General features: G+C 70.9%; 18 protein-coding genes and 1 pseudogene. 16 read left to right on the top strand and 3 right to left on the bottom strand.

Annotated features, from left to right (window positions below; genetic code table 11):
* From ACFY3J_RS23595 to ACFY3J_RS23555, 9 genes and pseudogenes are all read left to right on the top strand, one after another.
* Positions 1-125 (top strand): annotated as a pseudogene (locus ACFY3J_RS23595) (succinate--CoA ligase subunit alpha); the annotation flags it as partial.
* Between the two features lie 3 nt (positions 126-128).
* The gene (locus ACFY3J_RS23590) at positions 129-407 is read left to right on the top strand and encodes a DUF6457 domain-containing protein (RefSeq protein WP_384187636.1); all 279 of its coding nucleotides are present in this window, start codon (positions 129-131) and stop codon (positions 405-407) included.
* Entirely contained in the window at positions 404-1,498 is a 1,095-nt protein-coding gene (locus ACFY3J_RS23585) for a Re/Si-specific NAD(P)(+) transhydrogenase subunit alpha (RefSeq protein ID WP_390841682.1), read from the top strand. Before ACFY3J_RS23590 ends, ACFY3J_RS23585 begins: the two co-directional genes overlap by 4 nt.
* Positions 1,495-1,815 (top strand): NAD(P) transhydrogenase subunit alpha, encoded by a 321-nt coding sequence (locus ACFY3J_RS23580; RefSeq protein WP_225078712.1) that lies wholly within the window; start codon positions 1,495-1,497, stop codon positions 1,813-1,815. Before ACFY3J_RS23585 ends, ACFY3J_RS23580 begins: the two co-directional genes overlap by 4 nt.
* Positions 1,808-3,196 (top strand): NAD(P)(+) transhydrogenase (Re/Si-specific) subunit beta, encoded by a 1,389-nt coding sequence (locus tag ACFY3J_RS23575; RefSeq protein ID WP_390841681.1) that lies wholly within the window; start codon positions 1,808-1,810, stop codon positions 3,194-3,196. The genes ACFY3J_RS23580 and ACFY3J_RS23575 overlap by 8 nt, the downstream gene beginning before the upstream one ends.
* A gap of 66 nt (positions 3,197-3,262) precedes the next feature.
* On the top strand, positions 3,263-4,252 hold the full coding sequence (gene moaA / locus ACFY3J_RS23570; RefSeq protein WP_384187646.1) for a GTP 3',8-cyclase MoaA: 990 nt from the start codon (positions 3,263-3,265) through the stop codon (positions 4,250-4,252).
* Positions 4,253-4,451: 199 nt separating this feature from the next.
* Positions 4,452-6,047 (top strand): gamma-glutamyltransferase, encoded by a 1,596-nt coding sequence (gene ggt, locus ACFY3J_RS23565; protein WP_384187649.1) that lies wholly within the window; start codon positions 4,452-4,454, stop codon positions 6,045-6,047.
* A gap of 49 nt (positions 6,048-6,096) precedes the next feature.
* Entirely contained in the window at positions 6,097-7,806 is a 1,710-nt protein-coding gene (locus ACFY3J_RS23560; protein WP_384187652.1) for an L-lactate permease, read from the top strand.
* 21 nt (positions 7,807-7,827) lie between these two features.
* Positions 7,828-8,007 (top strand): hypothetical protein, encoded by a 180-nt coding sequence (locus ACFY3J_RS23555; protein ID WP_384187654.1) that lies wholly within the window; start codon positions 7,828-7,830, stop codon positions 8,005-8,007.
* A gap of 74 nt (positions 8,008-8,081) precedes the next feature.
* On the opposite strand, the gene ACFY3J_RS23550 is transcribed toward ACFY3J_RS23555, so the two are convergent.
* The 3 genes from ACFY3J_RS23550 to ACFY3J_RS23540 all read right to left on the bottom strand — a co-directional run bounded on the left by ACFY3J_RS23550 (position 8,082) and on the right by ACFY3J_RS23540 (position 12,598).
* On the bottom strand, positions 8,082-10,472 hold the full coding sequence (locus ACFY3J_RS23550; RefSeq protein ID WP_390841680.1) for an ATP-binding cassette domain-containing protein: 2,391 nt from the start codon (positions 10,470-10,472) through the stop codon (positions 8,082-8,084).
* 287 nt (positions 10,473-10,759) lie between these two features.
* Entirely contained in the window at positions 10,760-11,134 is a 375-nt protein-coding gene (locus ACFY3J_RS23545; RefSeq protein WP_384187659.1) for a VOC family protein, read from the bottom strand.
* A gap of 207 nt (positions 11,135-11,341) precedes the next feature.
* Complete coding sequence (locus ACFY3J_RS23540) at positions 11,342-12,598, bottom strand: amidohydrolase (RefSeq protein WP_390841679.1); 1,257 nt, start codon at positions 12,596-12,598, stop codon at positions 11,342-11,344.
* A gap of 209 nt (positions 12,599-12,807) precedes the next feature.
* Between ACFY3J_RS23540 and ACFY3J_RS23535 the strand changes: the two genes are divergently transcribed.
* From ACFY3J_RS23535 to ACFY3J_RS23505, 7 genes are all read left to right on the top strand, one after another.
* Complete coding sequence (locus tag ACFY3J_RS23535; RefSeq protein ID WP_390841678.1) at positions 12,808-13,359, top strand: DoxX family protein; 552 nt, start codon at positions 12,808-12,810, stop codon at positions 13,357-13,359.
* A 207-nt stretch (positions 13,360-13,566) separates the two neighbouring features.
* A complete protein-coding gene (locus tag ACFY3J_RS23530; RefSeq protein WP_384187666.1) occupies positions 13,567-14,295 on the top strand; it encodes a DUF1684 domain-containing protein in 729 nt (242 codons plus the stop codon).
* 44 nt (positions 14,296-14,339) lie between these two features.
* Positions 14,340-15,860: an ABC transporter substrate-binding protein gene (locus tag ACFY3J_RS23525; RefSeq protein ID WP_384187668.1), complete on the top strand. Its 1,521-nt coding sequence runs from the start codon at positions 14,340-14,342 to the stop codon at positions 15,858-15,860.
* Positions 15,860-16,825 carry an ABC transporter permease gene (locus tag ACFY3J_RS23520; RefSeq protein WP_384187671.1) on the top strand — a complete coding sequence of 322 codons (966 nt, stop codon included), beginning with the start codon at positions 15,860-15,862 and terminating at the stop codon, positions 16,823-16,825. The genes ACFY3J_RS23525 and ACFY3J_RS23520 overlap by 1 nt, the downstream gene beginning before the upstream one ends.
* Positions 16,822-17,700: an ABC transporter permease gene (locus ACFY3J_RS23515; RefSeq protein WP_384187674.1), complete on the top strand. Its 879-nt coding sequence runs from the start codon at positions 16,822-16,824 to the stop codon at positions 17,698-17,700. Before ACFY3J_RS23520 ends, ACFY3J_RS23515 begins: the two co-directional genes overlap by 4 nt.
* Positions 17,697-18,497 carry an ATP-binding cassette domain-containing protein gene (locus ACFY3J_RS23510; protein ID WP_390841677.1) on the top strand — a complete coding sequence of 267 codons (801 nt, stop codon included), beginning with the start codon at positions 17,697-17,699 and terminating at the stop codon, positions 18,495-18,497. The genes ACFY3J_RS23515 and ACFY3J_RS23510 overlap by 4 nt, the downstream gene beginning before the upstream one ends.
* A complete protein-coding gene (locus tag ACFY3J_RS23505) occupies positions 18,494-19,258 on the top strand; it encodes an ABC transporter ATP-binding protein (protein ID WP_384187676.1) in 765 nt (254 codons plus the stop codon). The genes ACFY3J_RS23510 and ACFY3J_RS23505 overlap by 4 nt, the downstream gene beginning before the upstream one ends.
* The last annotated feature ends 394 nt before the right edge of the window (positions 19,259-19,652 follow it).

Genomic DNA, 19,652 nt, shown 5'->3' with positions numbered 1-19,652 from the left:
CGGGCGCCATCGTCTCGGGTTCCTCCGGTACCGCCCAGGCGAAGAAGGAGGCCCTGGAGGCCGCGGGCGTCAAGGTCGGCAAGACCCCGACCGAGGCCGCGGCACTGGCCCGGCAGGCGGTGTGAGACGTGAACCCCCTGGAGAGATGGATCGCCCAGGTGGCCGGTGAACTCGGAGTGAGCCGGGACGAACTGGACCGCGACGGGGTGCTGGACGTCGCGAAGAACATCGCCCACCAGGTCGCCCGCCCGGCCGCGCCGCTCACCACCTACCTGCTGGGTGTCGCCGTGGGACGCGGCATCGCGCCCGCCACCGCCGCCGAGACCGTGAACAAGCTCGCCGAGGCCTGGCCCGTACCGTCCGGCGGCGAACCCCCCGCCCCCTCACAGCCGGGAAGAGGAACATGACGCTGATCGGAGTCCCCCGGGAGACCGCGACGGGCGAACGCCGCGTCGCGCTGGTGCCCAAAGTCGTCGAACGGCTGCGCGCCGCGGGCCTCTCCGTCGTGGTGGAGGCCGGGGCCGGGGCCGGGGCACTGATTCCCGACGAGCAGTACGAGCAGTCCGGGGCCACCATCGGAGAACCATGGGCGGCCGACGTCGTGGTCAAGGTGAACCCGCCGACGCCCCCCGAGATCGGCCTGCTGAGCCCCGGATCCGCTGTGATCGGCTTCCTGGCGCCCCTGACCAGGCCGGAGATCGCCGAGCAGCTGCGCCTGACCGGTGTCGCCGGCTTCGCGATGGAGGCCGTTCCGCGCATCTCCCGCGCGCAGTCCATGGACGCGCTCTCCTCGCAGGCCAATGTCGCCGGCTACCAGGCGGTGCTGGTCGCCGCCCGGAACTCCACCCGTTTCTTCCCGATGCTCACCACGGCCGCCGGAACGGTGAAGCCGGCCACGGCCCTGGTGCTCGGCGTGGGCGTCGCGGGGCTCCAGGCACTGGCCACCGCCAAACGTCTCGGCGCCCGCACCACCGGATTCGACGTCCGTCCCGAGGTCGCCGAGCAGGTCCGCTCGCTCGGCGCGCAGTGGCTGGAGCTGGGTGTCGAGGCATCGGGCGAGGGCGGGTACGCCCGTGCCCTGACCGAGGAGGAACAGGCCGAGCAGCAGCGGCGGTTGAGCGAGGCGATCGCCGGCTTCGACGTGGTGATCACGACGGCGCTGGTCCCGGGACGCCCGGCGCCGAAGCTGGTCACCGCCGAGGCAGTGCGGCGGATGCGGCCCGGCAGCGTGGTCGTCGACCTCGCCGGGGAGACCGGCGGCAACTGCGAACTCACCACACCGGGGGAGACCGTGGTGTGGCACGACGTCACCGTGGCCGCCCCGCTGAACCTGCCGGCGACGCTGCCCGAGCACGCCAGCGAACTGTACGCGCGGAACGTCCAGGCGCTGCTCGAACTCATGCTGGCCGACGGCGAGTTCGCGCCGGACCTCGAGGACGAGATCCTCGCCGCCTGCTGTGTGACCCAGAACAGCGACCAGCTCACGGAGGCCCGATGATGTTCCTGGCCGACCTGGCGATCCTGGTGCTGGCCGGATTCGTCGGCTTCGCGGTGATCTCCAAGGTGCCCAACACCCTGCACACCCCGCTGATGTCCGGGACCAACGCCATCCACGGCATCGTCCTGCTCGGCGGCCTGGTCCTGCTCGGCCGCTCCGCGTCGGGCCCCTTCGAGCGGGTGCTGCTGGTCGTCGCGATCGTGTTCGGCACGATCAACGTGGTCGGCGGGTTCCTGGTGACCGACCGCATGCTCGGCATGTTCAAGAAGGCGCCGGACGGCGCCGGAGCCGGAAAGGACGCGGTCGGCCGTGGATGACCTGATCACGATTCTCTACATCGTCGCGTTCGCCCTGTTCATCCACGGGCTGATGGGCCTGACCGGACCGCGCACGGCCGTACGCGGCAACCTCACGGCGGCGGCGGGCATGCTGATCGCCACCGTGGCCGCCCTGCTGACCCCAGGGACGGGCAACTGGCTGCTGATCGCGTTCGGCCTGGTTCTGGGCACGGTGATCGGCGTACCGGCGGCGCGGCGGGTCAAGATGACCGCGATGCCGCAGATGGTGGCGTTGTTCAACGGAGTGGGCGGCGGCGCCGTCGCCCTGATCTCCTGGGTGGAGTTCCGCGACAGCCACGGCTACGCGACGGAGGCCGGCCACGTCGTCGTCACGTCGCTGTTCGCCGCGATCGTCGGCTCGCTCTCCTTCTGGGGATCGCTGGTCGCCTTCGGCAAGCTCCAGGAGATCCTGCCGGGCAGGCCGATCGGTCTCGGCCGGGGGCAGCAACCCCTCAACCTGGCGCTGCTGCTGGTCTCGGTGGCCTGCGCGGTCGGTATCGGCCTGGGCCACGCCTCCGAGGCGCTGATCATCGGCGTACTGGTCTCCGCGGCCGTGCTCGGCGTGATGGTGGTGCTGCCGATCGGCGGCGCCGACATGCCGGTGGTGATCTCGCTGCTCAACGCCTTCACCGGCCTGTCCGCCGCGGCCACCGGCCTGGCACTGGACAACACGGCGATGATCGTCGCGGGCATGATCGTCGGTGCCTCCGGCACCATCCTGACGGATCTGATGGCCAAGGCGATGAACCGCTCCATCCCGGCCATCGTCGCGGGCGGGTTCGGCGGGACCGGCGCCACCGCGGGACCGGGAGGCGGCCCGGCGGACCAGACGGTGCGGCAGACCAGCGCGGCCGACGCCGCCATCCAGATGGCCTACGCGAGCCAGGTGGTCGTCGTCCCCGGTTACGGCATGGCCGTCGCGCAGGCACAGCACGCCGTACGCGAGATGGCCGGCCTGCTCGAACAGCGCGGCGTGGAGGTCAAGCACGCCATCCACCCGGTCGCAGGACGCATGCCCGGCCATATGAACGTCCTGCTCGCCGAGGCCGACGTGCCGTACGAACAGCTCAAGGAGATGGACGACATCAACGGGGAGTTCGGCCGCACCGACGTGGCCCTGGTGATCGGCGCCAACGACGTCACCAACCCCGCCGCCCGCTCCAATCCCAGCTCGCCGATCTACGGGATGCCGATCCTCAACGTGGACCACGCCAGGTCGGTCATCGTGCTCAAACGCTCGATGAACCCCGGGTTCGCCGGCATCGAGAACGAGCTGTACTTCGACGCCAGGACGTCGATGCTCTTCGGCGACGCCAAGTCCTCCGTCGCCGAGATCGCCGAGGAACTCAAGGCCCTGTGACGGGGAGCGGCCGGGCGCGCGGGCGCCCGGCCGCTCCATGCGTCGCCACCGAGGGAGGTGGACCTCATGCTGATCGACACCCACGGCCGGATCGCCACCGATCTACGGGTCTCGCTGACCGACCGCTGCAACCTGCGGTGCACCTACTGCATGCCCGAGGAGGGGACGGCCTGGCTGGCCAGGCCCCAACTGCTCACCGACGACGAGGTCGTCCGGCTGGTGGGGATCGCGGTCACCGGCCTGGGCGTCACCGAGGTGCGTTTCACCGGTGGTGAGCCGTTGCTGCGCCCCGGCCTGGCCGGCATCGTCGCCCGCTGCGCCGCGCTCACCCCGCGGCCGGAGCTGTCGCTGACCACCAACGGGATCGGGCTGGCCCGCACCGCCGGCGCGCTCCGCGAGGCCGGGCTCGACCGGGTCAACGTCTCGCTGGACACCCTGCGCCCGGACCGCTTCAAGGCGCTCACCCGCCGCGACCGGCACCGGGAGGTGCTGGCCGGGCTGACCGCGGCACGTGAGGCCGGGCTGGAACCGCTGAAGATCAACTCGGTGCTGATGCGCGGGATCAACGACGACGAGCCGGCCGAGCTGCTGGCCTGGGCCGTCAGGCACGGTTACCACCTGCGGTTCATCGAGCAGATGCCGCTGGATCCCCAACACGGCTGGCAGCGCGAGCAGATGGTGACCGCGGCGGAGATCCTGCGGACGCTCGCCGCGCGCTTCTCCCTCACGCCGGAGCGGCAGGGGCAGCGAGGTTCCGCGCCCGCGGAGCGGTGGCTGGTCGACGGCGGACCGGCCACGGTGGGGGTGATCGCGTCGGTGACCCGGCCCTTCTGCCGGGCCTGCGACCGTACCCGGCTCACCGCGGACGGCCAGGTACGCACCTGCCTGTTCGCCAGGGAGGAGACCGACCTGCGCACCGCGCTGCGCTCCGGGGCGTCCGACGAGGAGGTCGCCGCCCTGTGGCGGGCGGCGACGCTGGGCAAGAAGGCGGGCTCCGGCCTCGACGACCCGTCCTTCCTCCAGCCCCGGCGTCCGATGTCCGCCATCGGTGGCTAGGCCCTGTCGTCGGATTCCCGCCTGCCGTGCGACGACAGGAGCGGTTCCGAAGAGCGAGGTCACGCAAGGGTGGGCCGGCACGCCGAGGCCTGTGCGCCGCGCCGGGAGAAGGATTCGGTACGACCTCTGGACAGGGGATCGTCCAACCTTCCAGAATACTGCCTACTTCATATCGTATGCAATCTGCGGAGGAGCCGGTATGACGCGCACCACCCGCCCGGTGGCCCTGGCACGCAACGGGATGGTCAGCACCCCGCACTACCTCGCCTCCACGGCCGGCCTCCAGGTGTTGCAGGAAGGCGGTACGGCCGTGGACGCCGCGATCGCCATCAACGCGACGCTCGGCGTGGTCTACCCGCACATGACCGGACCGGGCGGGGACGCCTTCTGGCTCATCCACGACGCCGCCACGGGCCGGGTCCACGCGCTCAACGGCAGCGGCCGGGCAGGCGCCCACGCGACCCGTCCGTACTTCCGGCAGCGCGACCACCAGGAGATTCCCACCCGGGGGCCGCTCGCCTCGGTGACCGTGCCCGGCGCCATCGACAGCTGGTGCACCGCACACGAACGATTCGGCAGCCTCCCGCTCGCCCGCCTGCTCCAGCCGGCCATCACCTACGCCCGCGAGGGCTTCGCCGTCTGCGACAGCTACGCCGCCTGCGCCGCCGAGGTCGCGCACGTCCTCAGCGCCCATCCGCTCACCCGAAGCACGCTGCTGCCGCAGGACCGGCCGCCGGTCATGGCGGACGTCCTGGCGCTTCCGCAGCTGGCCGAAACGCTCGAGACCGTCGCGGAGAAGGGCCGGCCCGGCTTCTACGAGGGCCCCGTGGCCGAGGAGATCGCGACGAGCCTGCAACAGGCCGGCGGCCTGCTCACCACCGAGGACCTGGCCGCCCACCGGTCGGAGTGGACCGAACCGATCTCCACGACGTACCGCGGGTACCGCTGCTACCAGGCCCCGCCCAACTCGCAGGGGTTCGCGCACCTGATGGCGCTGAACATCGTCGAGAACTTCGACCTCGGCGGCATGACCGACAGCAGTCCCGAGTACGTCCACCTGCTGGTGGAGGCGACCCGCCTGGCGTTCGCCGACCGCGACCGGTACCTCACCGACCCCGACTTCCACGACATCCCCCTGCGGCACCTGCTGTCCAAGGACTACGCGGCCGAACTCAGCAAGCGCGTGGCACCCCGGCCGGCCCCGGCGGGACCGGGGGCGCGGATGGGCGGCGACACCACGTGCAGCGTCGTGGTGGACTCGGCCGGCAACGCGGTCTCGGTGATCCAGAGCCTCTACCACGAGTTCGGCTCCGGGTTCATCGCGGGCCGGACCGGGGTGCTGATGCACAACCGCGGATCGTTCTTCTCCCTGGACGAGGCGCACCCGAACCGCCTCGAACCCGGCAAGCGGACCTTCCACACCCTGATGCCCGGCATGCTCTTCCGCGGCGAGAACCTGGACCTCGTCTACGGAACCATGGGCGGCGAGGGCCAGCCGCAGACGTCGAACGCCCTGGTCACACGGGTGGTCGACTTCGGCAGGGACGTCCAGTCGGCCATCGACGCGCCCCGCTGGCTGTACGGCCGCACCTGGGGGGACGAGCGACGCGATCTCCGGATGGAGGACCGCTTCTCCTCCGGGACGCTGGACGAACTGCGCACCTGGGGCCACCCGGTCCGCGAGGTCGGCAGCTGGGACGGCGTGATGGGGCACGCCCAGGCGATCCGCGTCACCGACGACGTCCTGATGGGCGGCGCGGACCCGCGCGGCGACGGCCTCGCTCTCGGCTGGTGACGCCCGACCTCGCGACAGCCGGACGACCGGACGAGAGGAGACCCCGGGAATGGAACACGCGAGCATCTGGCTCTGGGCTGCCTCGCTGGCCCCGCTCGCCCTGCTGCTCTTCCTGATGATCGCGCGGGGCTGGGGCGCGGCGGAAGCCGGTGCGCTGGGCTGGCTGGTGGCCTCGGTGACCGCGCTGACGGTGTTTCATCTGCGCCTGGACGCGGTCGGACTGCAAACGGTCAAGGGAGTCGTCGAAGCCGTCACCATCGTCTACGTCATCCTGTCCGCGATCCTCATCTACGAGGTCGCCAAGGAGGCGGACGCGTTCACCCCGTTCCAGCGGGGCATGACGCGCATGTTCGTCCATCCGCTTCTCCAGGTCATGGCGATCGGCTGGGTGTTCGCCTCCTTCCTCCAGGGCATCACCGGTTTCGGCGTGCCGATCGCGGTGTGCGCCCCGCTGCTCGTCGGCATCGGTGTCCGTCCGCTCCACGCGGTGGTGATCGCGCTGGTCGGACACGCCTGGAACAACACCTTCGGCACCCTGTCCGCCGCCTGGATCGGCATGAAGCAGGTCACGCATCTCTCACCGGACGACAACGCCACGACCGCGATCCAGACCTCCCTGCTGCTGTGGATGGTCAACCTCGTGGGCGGCCTGACCATTTGCTGGCTCTACGGTCGCCTCCGAGGTCTGTGGGAGGGGCTGCCGGCGGTCGTGGTGATCTCGCTGGCCCACGGCGGTGTCATGCTGGCGCTGTCCCAGTGGGACGACACGCTGAACGGCTTCGCCGCCGGCCTCGTCGGTCTGGTCGTCGTCGCCGGCCTCGCCCGGCTGCCCCTCTACCGCCGTCCCTCCCGGGTGGTGAACAGCCCCGTGTTCGAGGATGACGAATCAGCCGGCGTCGCCGCGCCGCCCGCGCAGGCGGCCCCGAGCACACCGGAGACCGGGGGTGCCTCGCCCGGCGCCGGTGTGCGGGGCCGGGCCACCGTGGCGATGGCGTCCGCAGGCGAGCCCGGCGCCCGGGCGCCCGCGATGTCGTTGAACACCGCGTTCATCCCATACTCCACCCTGCTCGCCGTGACCGGGGTCGTCCTGCTGATCGGGCCGCTGAAGAACGTACTGAGCAGACCGACCGTCGATGTGCGGTTCCCGGCGGTCACGACGGGCCTCGGGTTCACCACACCGGCGTCGACGTCGAAGCTGGTGCTGCTGACGCACGCCGGGACGCTCCTGCTCGTCACCGCCGCGATCAGCTACGTCCTCTACCGGCGAAAGGGGCACCTCCGCGACGCGGCCTGGCGGCCGATCCTGAGCGGCACGGTGGAGAAGGCGATCGGCCCCACGATCGCCGTGGTGACCCTGGTGGCGATGGCCTCGGTGATGCAGGGCTCCGGCCAGGCCGACGTCCTCGCGACCAAGGTCGCCGCCTGGACCAGCGGCATCTACCTGCTTCTCGCCCCGTACATCGGCGCCTTCGGCACCTTCATCACCGGTTCCAACCTCTCCAGCAACCTGCTGTTCGGTGCCTTCCAGCAGACCACCGCACAGGCCGGCGGGCTCAGCACCGCCAACGTCCTCAGCGCCCAGACGACCGGGGGCGCGCTGGGCACGATGATCTCCCCGAGCAAGATCCTGCTCGGCACCACCACCGCCGGAATCGGCGGGCGTGAGGGACAGGTCCTGCGCAGGACACTGCCGTTGACGCTCGTCACCACCGCCCTCGTCGGTCTGCCGCTCTTCCTGCTCGCCCGGACCAACGGATAGACCAATGGAACGGAGAAACGCATGAACAGCACCGCACGCGTCCAAGCCTGGTCGAGCCTCGCGGCGATCGTCGCGCTGCCCCTGCTGTACATCGGCGGAACACACCGGATGCCGGCCCTGTCGGTCACCGGACTCGCCATCTTCGCCCTGAGCATGATGATCTCGCCCGCCCTGCGGTACATCTCCCGTCCGCGCGGCTGAGGCCGCCCGGCACCCGGGCCGCACCGTGGGACGCGTCGCAGCGGTCGCGTCCCACGGTGTCGCCGGTGCTTCGGTCAGGCGCCGACGTACGCCGCGAGGTGCTGACCGGTGAGGGTGGAGCGGGCGGCGACGAGGTCGGCGGGGGTGCCCTCGAAGACCACCCGGCCGCCGTCGTGACCGGCGCCGGGACCGAGGTCGATGATCCAGTCGGCGTGCGCCATGACCGCCTGGTGGTGCTCGACGACGATCACCGACTTGCCGGAGTCGACGAGCCGGTCGAGCAGGCCGAGCAGATGCTCGACATCGGCGAGGTGCAGACCGGCGGTCGGCTCGTCGAGGACGTAGACGCCGCCCTTCTCCGCCATGTGGGTGGCCAGCTTGAGACGCTGCCGCTCGCCGCCGGACAGCGTGGTGAGCGGCTGGCCCAGGGTGAGGTAGCCGAGGCCGACGTCGGCGAGCCGGCCGAGGACGCGGTGCGCGGCCGGCGTGTGGGCCTCCCCGGCGCCGAAGAACTCCTCGGCCTCGGCCACCGGCATCGCCAGCACCTCGCTGATGTCACGGCCGCCGAGGTGGTACTCCAGCACCGACGCGTCGAACCGCTTCCCCTCGCACTCCTCGCAGGTGGTGGCGACGCCGGCCATCATCGCCAGGTCGGTGTAGATGACGCCGGCGCCGTTGCACGTGGGGCAGGCGCCCTCGGAGTTGGCGCTGAACAAGGCCGGCTTCACCCCGTTGGCCTTGGCGAACGCCTTGCGGATCGGGTCGAGCAGTCCGGTGTACGTCGCCGGGTTGCTGCGCCGCGAGCCGCGGATCGCGCCCTGGTCGACCGACACCACACCCACGCCGGCCGGGATCGACCCGTGCACGAGCGAGCTCTTGCCGGAACCGGCGACACCGGTGACGACGACGAGCGTGCCGAGCGGGATGTCGACGTCGACGCCGCGCAGGTTGTGCGTGGTCGCGCCACGGATCTCCAGCGTGCCGGTGGGCTTGCGCACCGTCTCCTTGAACGAGGCCCGGTCGTCGAGGTGGCGGCCGGTGAGGGTGCCACTGGCCCGCAGCCCCTCGACGGTGCCCTCGAAGCAGACGGCGCCGCCCGCCGTACCGGCGCCGGGACCGAGGTCGACGACGTGGTCGGCGATCGCGATGGTCTCCGGCTTGTGCTCCACCACGAGCACGGTGTTGCCCTTGTCCCGCAGCCGCTGCAGCAGGCCGTTCATCCGCTGGATGTCGTGCGGGTGGAGGCCGGTCGTGGGCTCGTCGAAGACGTAGGTCACGTCGGTGAGCGAGGAACCGAGGTGGCGGATCATCTTCACGCGCTGCGCCTCGCCACCCGACAGCGTGCCCGACGGACGGTCGAGCGAGAGGTAGCCGAGGCCGATCTCCACGAACGAGTCGAGGGTCTGCTGCAACGTGGCGAGCAGCGGCGCCATCGACGGCTCCTCCAGGCCGCGGACCCATGCGGACAGGTCGCTGATCTGCATCGCGCAGGCGTCGGCGATGCTGGTCCCGCCGATCCGCGACGACCGGGCCGCCTCGCTGAGCCGGGTGCCCCCGCACTCGGGGCAGTCGGTGAAGGTGATCGCCCGGTCCACGAACTCCCGGATGTGCGGCTGCATCGCCTCCCGGTCCTTGGAGAGCATCGACTTCTGGATCCTCGGGATCAGACCCTCGTAGGTCATGTTGATGCCCGCGATCTTCATTCTGGTCGGCTCGCGGTGCAGGAAGTCGTGCAGCTCCTGCTTGGTGTACTTGCGGATCGGCTTGTCCGCGTCGAAGAAGCCGGACTCGCTGTAGAGCCGGTAGTTCCAGCCGCCCGGCTTGTAGCCGGGGATGGTCAGCGCGCCCTCGGTGAGCGACTTGGAGTCGTCGTAGAGCTGGGTGAGGTCGACGTCGGAGACCGTGCCCCGGCCCTCGCAGCGCGGGCACATGCCGCCGGTGATGCTGAAGCTGCGCCGCTCCTTCACGGTCTTTCCGGCGCGTTCCACGGTGACCGCGCCCGCTCCGCTGATCGAGGGCACGTTGAAGGAGAACGCCTTGGGCGAGCCGATGTGAGGCTGCCCGAGCCGGCTGAAGAGGATGCGCAGCATCGCGTTGGCGTCGGTGGCGGTGCCGACCGTGGAGCGGGGGTCGCCGCCCATCCGCTGCTGGTCGACGATGATCGCGGTCGTCAGCCCGTCGAGGACGTCGACCTCGGGCCGGGCCAGAGTCGGCATGAAGCCCTGCACGAAGGCGCTGTAGGTCTCGTTGATCAGCCGCTGCGACTCGGCGGCGATCGTGTCGAACACCAATGAGCTCTTGCCCGAGCCGGAGACTCCGGTGAACACCGTCAGACGCCGCTTCGGGATCTCGATGCTGACGTCCTTGAGGTTGTTCTCGCGCGCGCCGTGCACGCGGATCATGTCGTGGCTGTCGGCGGCGTGCGGCGCGGGCGACGGCGTGTCCGTCCTCGTGGCCTTGCTCATCGTGTCTCCATCTGTGAGGCTGCGCCGCCTTCGCGGCAACGGTGGGTGTCCGCCTGAGCGGCGGGGCCGGGCCGGGGTGGCGCGACGCACGTCCGGCCGGCGCTCACCGGGGTCGCGCTCCGCGCGAGAACCAAGGCATTATCCACACACCTGGTCCGCGCGGACCCTCCGGCCGGGGAGCCGGTGGATCCGCGCGGCTCACCCCCGTGGTCGCCGGACGGCCCGGCCCACGCTACCGACGGCCGGGCGCCCGGCGCTTCTCCATTCCTGACCGGTCCTGCGCCCGGTTACAGATACGGGCGGGTGATCAGCTCGATCCCGTGGCCGGCGGGGTCCTTGAGGTAGACCCCTCGACCGCCGTGATCATGGTTGATCTCACCCGGGAGTCGCATGTGCGGATCGGCCCAGTGCTCGATGCCGTGGTCACACAACCGCTGATACGCGCGGTCGAACAGGTCGTCGTCGACCAGGAACGCGTAGTGCTGCATCTGGATCTCCACCGGCGGCTCGGCGAACTGGAGCAGCACACCGTCGGCGAGCTGGATGTTGGTGAACGGGCCCCAGGACGGCGCCGCCCGCACTTCCAGCAGCTCACGGAAGAAGCGGGCCGACTCCTCGCGGTCCTTGGAGGCGATGATGGTGTGGTTGAACGTGGCTGTCATTCGGCTGACCTGACTGTGATTCGGCACGGAAGCGGACTCGTCGTGGTGCACGAGCACGGGGAGGTCCGCGTGCCGAACCATGGGGGTGCCTTCTGCGCACCCGCGGTGAGATCAGCCCTCCACCGGGTGGCCAATCCGTGAATGGCGTATCGCCGGTCCGGTGTTCACGTCGGGAACCCTACTTGATCCGGCTTCCGCGCGGGCGGGTCACGCGGAACGCGGGGCCGGGCCGAGCCACGCGAGGGCGGCGGCGGTCAGCGCCGTGACGCCGTCGGGGAGGGTGGGTCGCATGACGGGCGCGAAGAACGGCGAGTGGTTCTGCGGGATGTCCCGGCTCCTGGTGCCCGCGGCCTCCGCCTCGGCGTAGACGTCGGGATCGACGCCGCCGAGGAGCCAGTAGCAGACCGGCACGTTCGCGCTGGTGCCGAAGACGCCGACGTCCTCACTGCCGGAGGAGGCGCCCGGGTCGGTCAGCCTGTCGTGGCCGACCACGTCACCGATGGCGGCCATGGTGCGGGCGCACGCCTCCTCGTCGTTGACCATCAGCGGGAAGGTGTGCAGGGTGCCGATCTCGGGATCCCGCTGCGACCCCGCGGCCGCCGCCTCGCCGCGGACGATCCGCTCCACCGCGCCCAGGACGGTCCGGCGGACCTGGGGGGTGTAGGTGCGGATGTTGAGCTGGAGCCGGGCCTCGTCCGGGATGATGTTGTCCTTGGTGCCGGCCTGCAGGGCCCCGACGGTGACCACGGCGCGGTCCGCGGAGGCGATCTCGCGGGAGACCACGGTCTGCAACCGCATCACGGTGGAGGCCGCCATCACCACCGGGTCGATCGATGCTTCCGGCATGGACGCGTGGGCTCCGCGCCCGAACATGCGCACCTCGAGCGCGTCGGTGGCGGCGAAGGCGAGACCGGGGTGGCAGGCGATGGTGCCGGCCGGGATCGACATCACGTGCTGGCCGAGGACGACGTCGGGGGTGCCGAACCGGGCGTACAGATCGTCGTCGACCATGGCCTGGGCACCCTGGCCCAGTTCCTCGGCCGGCTGGAACACGGCCAGTACGGTGCCCGACCACCGGTCGCGGGCGCCGGCCAGGAGTGTCATGGCGCCGAACAGGCAGGTGACGTGCACGTCGTGGCCGCAGGCGTGCATCACGCCTTCGTTCGTCGAGGCGTACGGCAGTCCGGTCCGCTCGGTGACGGGCAGCGCGTCGAAGTCTGCGCGCAGCAGGACGGTCGGACCCTGGCCGTTCACCAGTCTGGCCACGACACCGGTCCGTCCGACGCCCTCGGTGACGTCATAGCCCAAGTCCCGTGCGCGCCTGGCGACTTCGGCGGCCGTGCGGTGCTCCTCGAAGGACAGCTCGGGGTGGGCGTGCAGGTCCTGGTAGAGCGCTTCGAGGTCCTCGGTCAGGCCGGTGTCCAGGCCGGCCAGGACCTGCCGGGCCGTGTCGTGTGCGGTCATCGTGATGCCCCTTCGGCCGGCGAAGGGCCGCCACCTCCGACGTAACCACACCCGTGGGGGCGCGGCAGCCCGGTCGGCGTTACGCCGGACTGCTTGAAAGTTGTAGCATCAGTGCCACCTGGGTTAGCTTGAAGATTCAAGTTACCGGGGTCCTGCCTGCCGCTCGGCGCCGCAAGACCCCGCCCCCCGACCCGCGAGGAGTCCCCGCCTTGACCACCCCTGACGCCACCCTGTCCCGCCCCGCCGTCCTGCCGGAGAAGAACCTGGCGGCCCCCGCCCACGCCTACGACATCGGCCTGCTCGTCCTGCGCCTCGCGCTCGGGCTGACCATGGCCGTGCACGGCGCCCAGAAGCTGTTCGGCTGGTTCGGCGGGGGTGGTGTCGACGGCACGGGACAGTTCTTCGCCGCCTCCGGCTACCCCTCGCCCAAGGCGTTCGCCGTCGTGGCCGGGCTCAGCGAGACCCTCGGCGGGCTCGGCCTCGTGCTCGGCCTGCTCACCCCGCTGGCCGCCGCGGCCGTCGCCGGCACGCTGGTCAACGCGATCGCGGTCAAGTGGGGTGGCGGTTTCTTCGCCCCCCAGGGCGTCGAGTACGAACTCCTCATCGCCCTGTCCGCGGTGGCCCTCGCCCTGACCGGCCCCGGCCGGAGCGCCGTGGACCGGCTGCTGCCCGGACTGCGCTCGCACCGCGTCACCCACGGCGTCGCCGCGGTCGTGCTCGGCGCCGTCGTGGCCGGTGTCACGCTGCTGCTGCGTCACTGACGCCGGGCTCCGGACGACGGGCCGGCAGGCCGTGCGGCCATGCCCGGCCTGTCGTCCGGCCTGTCGTCCGGGCCGCTGTCCGAGCTGTGGATCTCATTTGACATTAGAGAGCCTTATAGAAGATAAAGGTGACGCTTTGGCCATCAATTCACGCGCCGTGACATCTGCGGCGTGATGCCGACGAACGCTGCGCGAATGAGTCCTGACATGTCCCACCCCATCACCGACCAGCCCACAGCCGACCCCGCGGGGGAGTGGGACGCATGGCGGTCCGAGCGCCATCGCGCCCTCACCTCGCCGACGGGCAACCTCGCCCTCGTCGAGACCCGCTGGCTGCCGGCCGGTGAGCGCCCGGACGCCGAGGCCGCGCGCGCGGGGCAGCCGCACACGGTGACCGTCACCACGCTCCAGCGCACCGACCTCGTCACCGGCGAGCCCGAGCACGGCCTGCGGTTCTGGGACGCCGACTCGCCCGCCGTCCGCCACTTCGACCGGGTCGACGTGTTCCCCTACGACCCGGCCTGGGTGCTCGAGGCGACCTACACGCCCGTGTCCGGCGCCCGGCGCGTGGCCTTCGAACACATCCGGGACAACGGCGGCACCCGCGACCTCGTCGTCCCCGGCGACATCACGCTCACCGTCGACGGCCGTGCCTACACCCTCGGTGCCTTCGACGACGACGGCACCCTGCTGCTCGTCTTCGGCGACCCCACCAACGGTGACACCACCTACGGCGCCGGCCGCTTCCTCTTCGTACAGCGCACCGAGGACGACGACCGCGTCCTGCTGGACTTCAACCGCGCCTTCGTGCCGCCCTGTGGCTTCTCCGATCAGTACAACTGTCCGATGCCGCCGCGGCAGAACCGTTTCCACCTGCCCGTCGAGGCCGGTGAGAAGCTCCCCGTCTTCCGCGGCGGCTTCCCCGCACAGCACTGATCACCCGTAGCCTCCCGCACCACAGCACGAAAGCGCCCTCACTCATGAACAGCAAGAAGACGTCCCTGTACGCCACCGCCACCGCGGCCACCCTCGCCCTGACCCTGACCGCCTGCGGCGGCTCCGGCTCGGGCGGCAGCGCCTCGGGCGGCGCCTGGAACAAGGACGCCACCGTCAACATCGGCTCCCTCTACGAGCCGCAGAACCTCGACAACACCGCGGGCGGCGGCCAGGGCGTCACCGAGGCCCTCAACGGCAACGTCTACGAAGGGCTGTTCAAGCTCACCGACGACGGCAAGGTCGAGAAGCTGCTCGCCACGGACTACAAGGTGAGCGGTGACGGACTCACCTACACCTTCACCCTGCGTGACGGCGTGAAGTTCCACAGCGGCAAGGCCCTCACCAGCGAAGACGTCAAGTACAGCCTGGAGAAGGTCATCGCGGACGACTCCCAGTCCGCCCGCAAGAGCAACCTTCAGGTCATCAAGGACATCGCCACCCCGGACGCGAAGACCGTCAAGGTCACGCTGTCCAAGAAGTCGATCTCCTTCGTCTACAACCTCTCCTACGTCTGGATCATCAACTCCCAGGCGAAGAACCTGAAGACGACCGAGGACGGCACCGGCCCCTACCAGCTCGGCAAGTGGACCCGCGGCTCCGCCCTGAGCCTGGACCGGTTCGCCGGCTACTGGGGCCAGGCCGCGGCGAACAAGACGGCCGTCTTCCACTACTACAAGGACGCGACCGCCCTCAACAACGCGCTGCTGACCAACGCCGTCGACGTGGTCACCAGCGAGCAGTCGCCCGACGCCCTCGACCAGTTCAAGAGCAACCAGAACTACAAGGTCAACGACGGCGACTCCACCACCAAGCTGCTGCTCGCCTTCAACGACAAGGCCAAGCCCTTCACCGACGTCAAGGTGCGCCAGGCCGTGTCCTCCGCCATCGACGACAAGAAGCTGCTCGAGTCGGTCTGGGGCGGCTACGGCAAGCTCATCGGCTCGATGGTGCCGCCCACCGACCCCTGGTACGAGGACCTCACCAAGGTCAACGACTACGACCCCGCGCGCGCCAAGAAGCTGCTCGACGAGGCCGGGTACGCCAAGGGCTTCAGCTTCACCCTCGACACCCCGAACTACGACCCGCACCCCACCGCCGCGACCTTCATCAAGTCCGAGCTGGCCAAGGTCGGCATCACCGTCAAGATCAACACGATCACGCCGGACGAGTGGTACACGAAGGTCTACAAGAACCACGACTTCTCGGCCACGCTCCAGGAGCACGTCAACGACCGCGACCTCGTCTGGTACGGCAACCCCGACTTCTACTGGGGCTACGACAACAAGCAGGTCACCCAGTGGGTGAACCAGGCCGAAGAGGCCTCCACCACGGCCCAGCAGACCGAGCTGCTGAAGAAGGTCAACCGCAAGACCGCCGAGGACGCGGCCAGCGACTGGCTGTACCTGTACCCGCAGATCGTCGTCGCGAGCAGCAAGCTGTCCGGCTACCCGCTCAACGGCCTCAACTCGCAGTTCTACGCATACGACATCAAGAAGAAGGGCTGATGGCCCGCTACCTCCTGCGCCGCCTCGCCTTCCTGCTGGTGTCGCTGGCCCTGGCGAGCGTGGTGCTGTTCGTCCTGCTGCGGATGCTGCCCGGCGACCCGGCCAACGCACTCACCGCGGTGGGTGCGAGCCCGGAGCAGATCGCCGCGGCACGGCACTCCATCGGGTCCGACAGGCCGCTGCCCGAGCAGTTCGTCCACTGGCTCGGGCAGTTGGCGAGCGGCGACCTCGGCACCTCCTTCGTCAGTTCGCTGCCGGTCGGACCCGAGGTCGCCTCCCGGCTGAGCGTCACCGTGCCGCTGACCCTGGCCGCGTTCGTCCTCGCCGTCGTCCTCGCCGTGCCCGCCGGGTTCGTCGCGGCGCACAAGCGGCACACCTGGTACGGCGCACTGCTCAGCGGCGTGTCCCAACTGGGCATCGCCGTCCCGGTGTTCTGGCTCGGCATGATCCTCATCGCCGTGTTCGCGCTGAACGCCGGCTGGCTCCCGTCCGGCGGCTTCCCGCCGGACGGCTGGTCCGAGCCCGCCGAGGCGATCCGCTCCCTCGTCCTGCCGGTAGCCACCATCGCCCTGGTGATGAGCGCGTCCCTGATCCGCTACGTCCGCTCCGCCACCCTCGACGTCCTCGGCAGCGACTACCTGCGCACCGCCCGCGCCCTGGGCTCGTCCTTCGGCGGGGCGATGTGGCGGCACGGCCTGCGCAACGCCTCCGTACCGGTCATCTCCATCCTCGGCATCGAACTCGCCTCGACCCTGCTCGGCGCGGTCGTCGTGGAATCGGTGTACGCGCTCCCCGGCCTCGGCTCCATGCTCGCCACCGCCATCGGCCAGCACGACTACCCCGTCATCCAGGGCGTGCTGTTCGTCTCCACCCTCGCCGTGCTGCTCATCGGCTTCGTCGCCGATCTCGTCCAGCGGATCATCGACCCGCGCCTGCGCGGCCGGCTCTCCGGAGGTGCCCGATGACCCAGGCAGACACGCTGCCCACCGTCCGGCCGGAGGAGAAGTCACCGAGCCGGCGCCGGTCCCGGCGCTCCGCCACGCTCGTCGTCGGCTGCGTCCTGGCCGGCCTCATCGCACTTCTCGCCCTCATCTCCCTGTTCTGGCTGCCCTACCCCGCCGACGACACCTCCGGCGGGCGGCTGGCCGGCCCCGGGAACGGACATCTGCTGGGCACCGACAAGCTCGGGCGCGACCTGTTCACCCAGGTGATGACCGGCTCGCGGATCGCCGTCGAGGCGGGCCTCGGGTCGGTCCTCGTCGCCGCCGCGATCGGCGTCACCCTCGGTGTGCTCGCCGCGTTCGCTCAGGGCTGGCTCGACGACACGCTCTCGGCGTTCCTCGACATCCTCATCGCCTTCCCGACGCTGCTGCTCGCGATGCTCATCGTCGCCGCCCGCTCGGCGACCCTCGGCTCGGCCGTCCTCGCCATCGGCCTGGCGCAGAGCGCGGTCGTCGCCCGGCTGGTGCGCATCCTCGTCAAACGCGTGCTGGCGCAGGACTACATCACCGCGGCCCGCACCTCCGGCACATCCTGGCCGAGGACCGTCGTCGGCCATGTGCTGCCCAACATCTGGCCCACCCTCGTGGTCAACCTCGCCCTCCAGTTCGGGCTCGCCGTACTGGCCGAGGCCGGACTGTCCTACCTCGGGCTCGGCGCACCCCCGCCGAACGCTTCGTGGGGCCGGATGCTCCAGGAGGCCCAGGCCACCTTCACCACCGCCCCGGCGGGCGCGCTCGCCCCCGGCATCCTGCTCGTCCTGCTCGTCATCGGTGTCAACCTCATCGCCGACGGCCTGCGCGACACCCTCGACCCGGCCACCCGCCGGAGGCGCGCGTGAACCTCCTCGACGTACGCGGGCTGACCGTCCGCACCGGTGACGGCCGCACCCTGGTCGACGACCTGTCCTTCACCGTGGCCGGCGGCGAACGCCTCGGCCTCATCGGCGAGTCCGGCTCCGGCAAGTCCCTGACCACGCTGGCCGTGCTCGGACTGCTGCCCGACGGTATGACCGCCGCCGGCAGCGTCGAACTCGCCGGCACCCAGGTCGTCGGCGCCCCCGAGAAGCGGCTCACCTCGCTGCGCGGCCGGGACGCGGCCGTCGTCTTCCAGGAGCCGCTCACCGCGCTCGACCCGCTGATGCGCGTGGGCCGCCAGATCGCCGAACCCCTCCGCAGGCGCACCGGCCTGAAGGGCAAGGACCTTCAGCGCGCCGTGGCGGACACGCTCGCACAGGTCCGGCTGCCCGATCCGGAGCGCATCGCCCGCGCGTTCCCGCACGAGATCTCCGGTGGGCAGCGCCAGCGCGTGGCCCTCGCCATGGCCCTGGCCTGCGAACCGAAACTGCTCATCGCCGACGAGCCGACCACCGCCCTGGACGTGGCCGTGCAGGCGGAGATGCTGGAGCTCGTCGACACACTGGTCCGGGAACGGGACATGGCGGTGCTGTTCGTCAGTCACGACCTCGCCGTGGTGGCCAAGGTGACCGACCGCGCCCTGGTGCTGAAGGACGGGCGGGCCGTGGAGGAGGGACCGGTCGGGGCCATCGTCGGCGCGCCCCGCGAGGAGTACACCAAGGCCCTCGTCGCCAGCGCCCGGCGGCTGGAATCCGCCCTGGACCTGAGGAGCGCGCGATGACCCCCGTACTCGAACTGTCCGGCGTCGCGCTGCGCTACCGGGGAAGCACGGGCAACGTGGTCGAGGACGTCTCCTTCGCGGTCGAGGCCGGACACAGTCTCGCGCTCGTCGGCGAGTCCGGAGCCGGCAAGACCACGCTGCTGCGGCTGCTGCTGGGCCTCGCCCGCCCCACGGCCGGCCAGGTCCGCTTCGACGGCGCCGACCTGTCCCCGCGGGACCGGGAACAGATGCGCCGCTTCCGGCGCGGCGTCCAGTGCGTCTTCCAGGACCCCTACTCCTCGCTCGACCCGCGCCGCCGCGTAGGCGCCACCGTGGCCGAGCCGCTGCTCTCCCTCGGCATCGACAGCCGCGCCACGGTCCGGCCGAAGGTGGCCGCGGCCCTGGAACGGGTCGGGCTGCCGGCCGACGCGGCGGACCGCTATCCGCACGAGTTCTCCGGCGGCCAGCGCCAGCGCATCGCCATCGCCCGCGCCACCGTCTGCTCCCCGCGGGTCCTGCTGGCCGACGAACCCGTGAGCGCGCTCGACGTGACCACCCGGGTGAAGGTCGTCGACCTGCTGGCCGAACTCAAGCAGGAGCAGGGGCTGACGCTCGTGATGGTCTCCCACGACCTGTCGGTCGTCGCCTCACTGTGTGAGCGCACCGCCGTCCTGGAACGCGGCCGTGTGGTCGAACACGGCGACACCGCCCAGGTCCTGGGCCGGCCCCAGCACCCGTACACCCGCCGCCTGCTCGACAGCGTGCCGCGACTGCCGGCCTGAACCACCGCCACACCGCCACACCGCCCGGCGCGGGCCCCCGACCGCGCCGGGCTCTGGCCGTTTCCGGCCGACCCGAACCCGCAACGCGCGGCCGGTGTGGGCCCTCGGCCGTACCGGCCGTTCCGGGCCCCGTCCGTGCCGGCTATGGGCTGTTCCGGGTGGTCCGGCTGTCCCGGCCGGCCTGAACCGCCGTCGCGCCGCCTGGCACGGGCCCCGCCTGTGTCGGGCGCCTGCCCGTGTCGCGCCTCTGCTCGTGCTGGGCGCCTGGGTGTTTCGGGCCTGGCTCGTGTGGGTTACTGGGTGTTCCGGGCGGTTTGGCTGTCTCGGTCGGTCCGATTCGCCGTCGTGCCGCCTGGTGCGGGCCTCTGCCCGTGTCGGGCGCCTGCCCGTGTGG

It is taken from the genome of Streptomyces sp. NPDC001231, assembly GCF_042896885.1.
Classification (GTDB): Bacteria; Actinomycetota; Actinomycetes; order Streptomycetales; family Streptomycetaceae; genus Streptomyces.
This window is presented reverse-complemented; position numbering and strand designations above follow the sequence as displayed.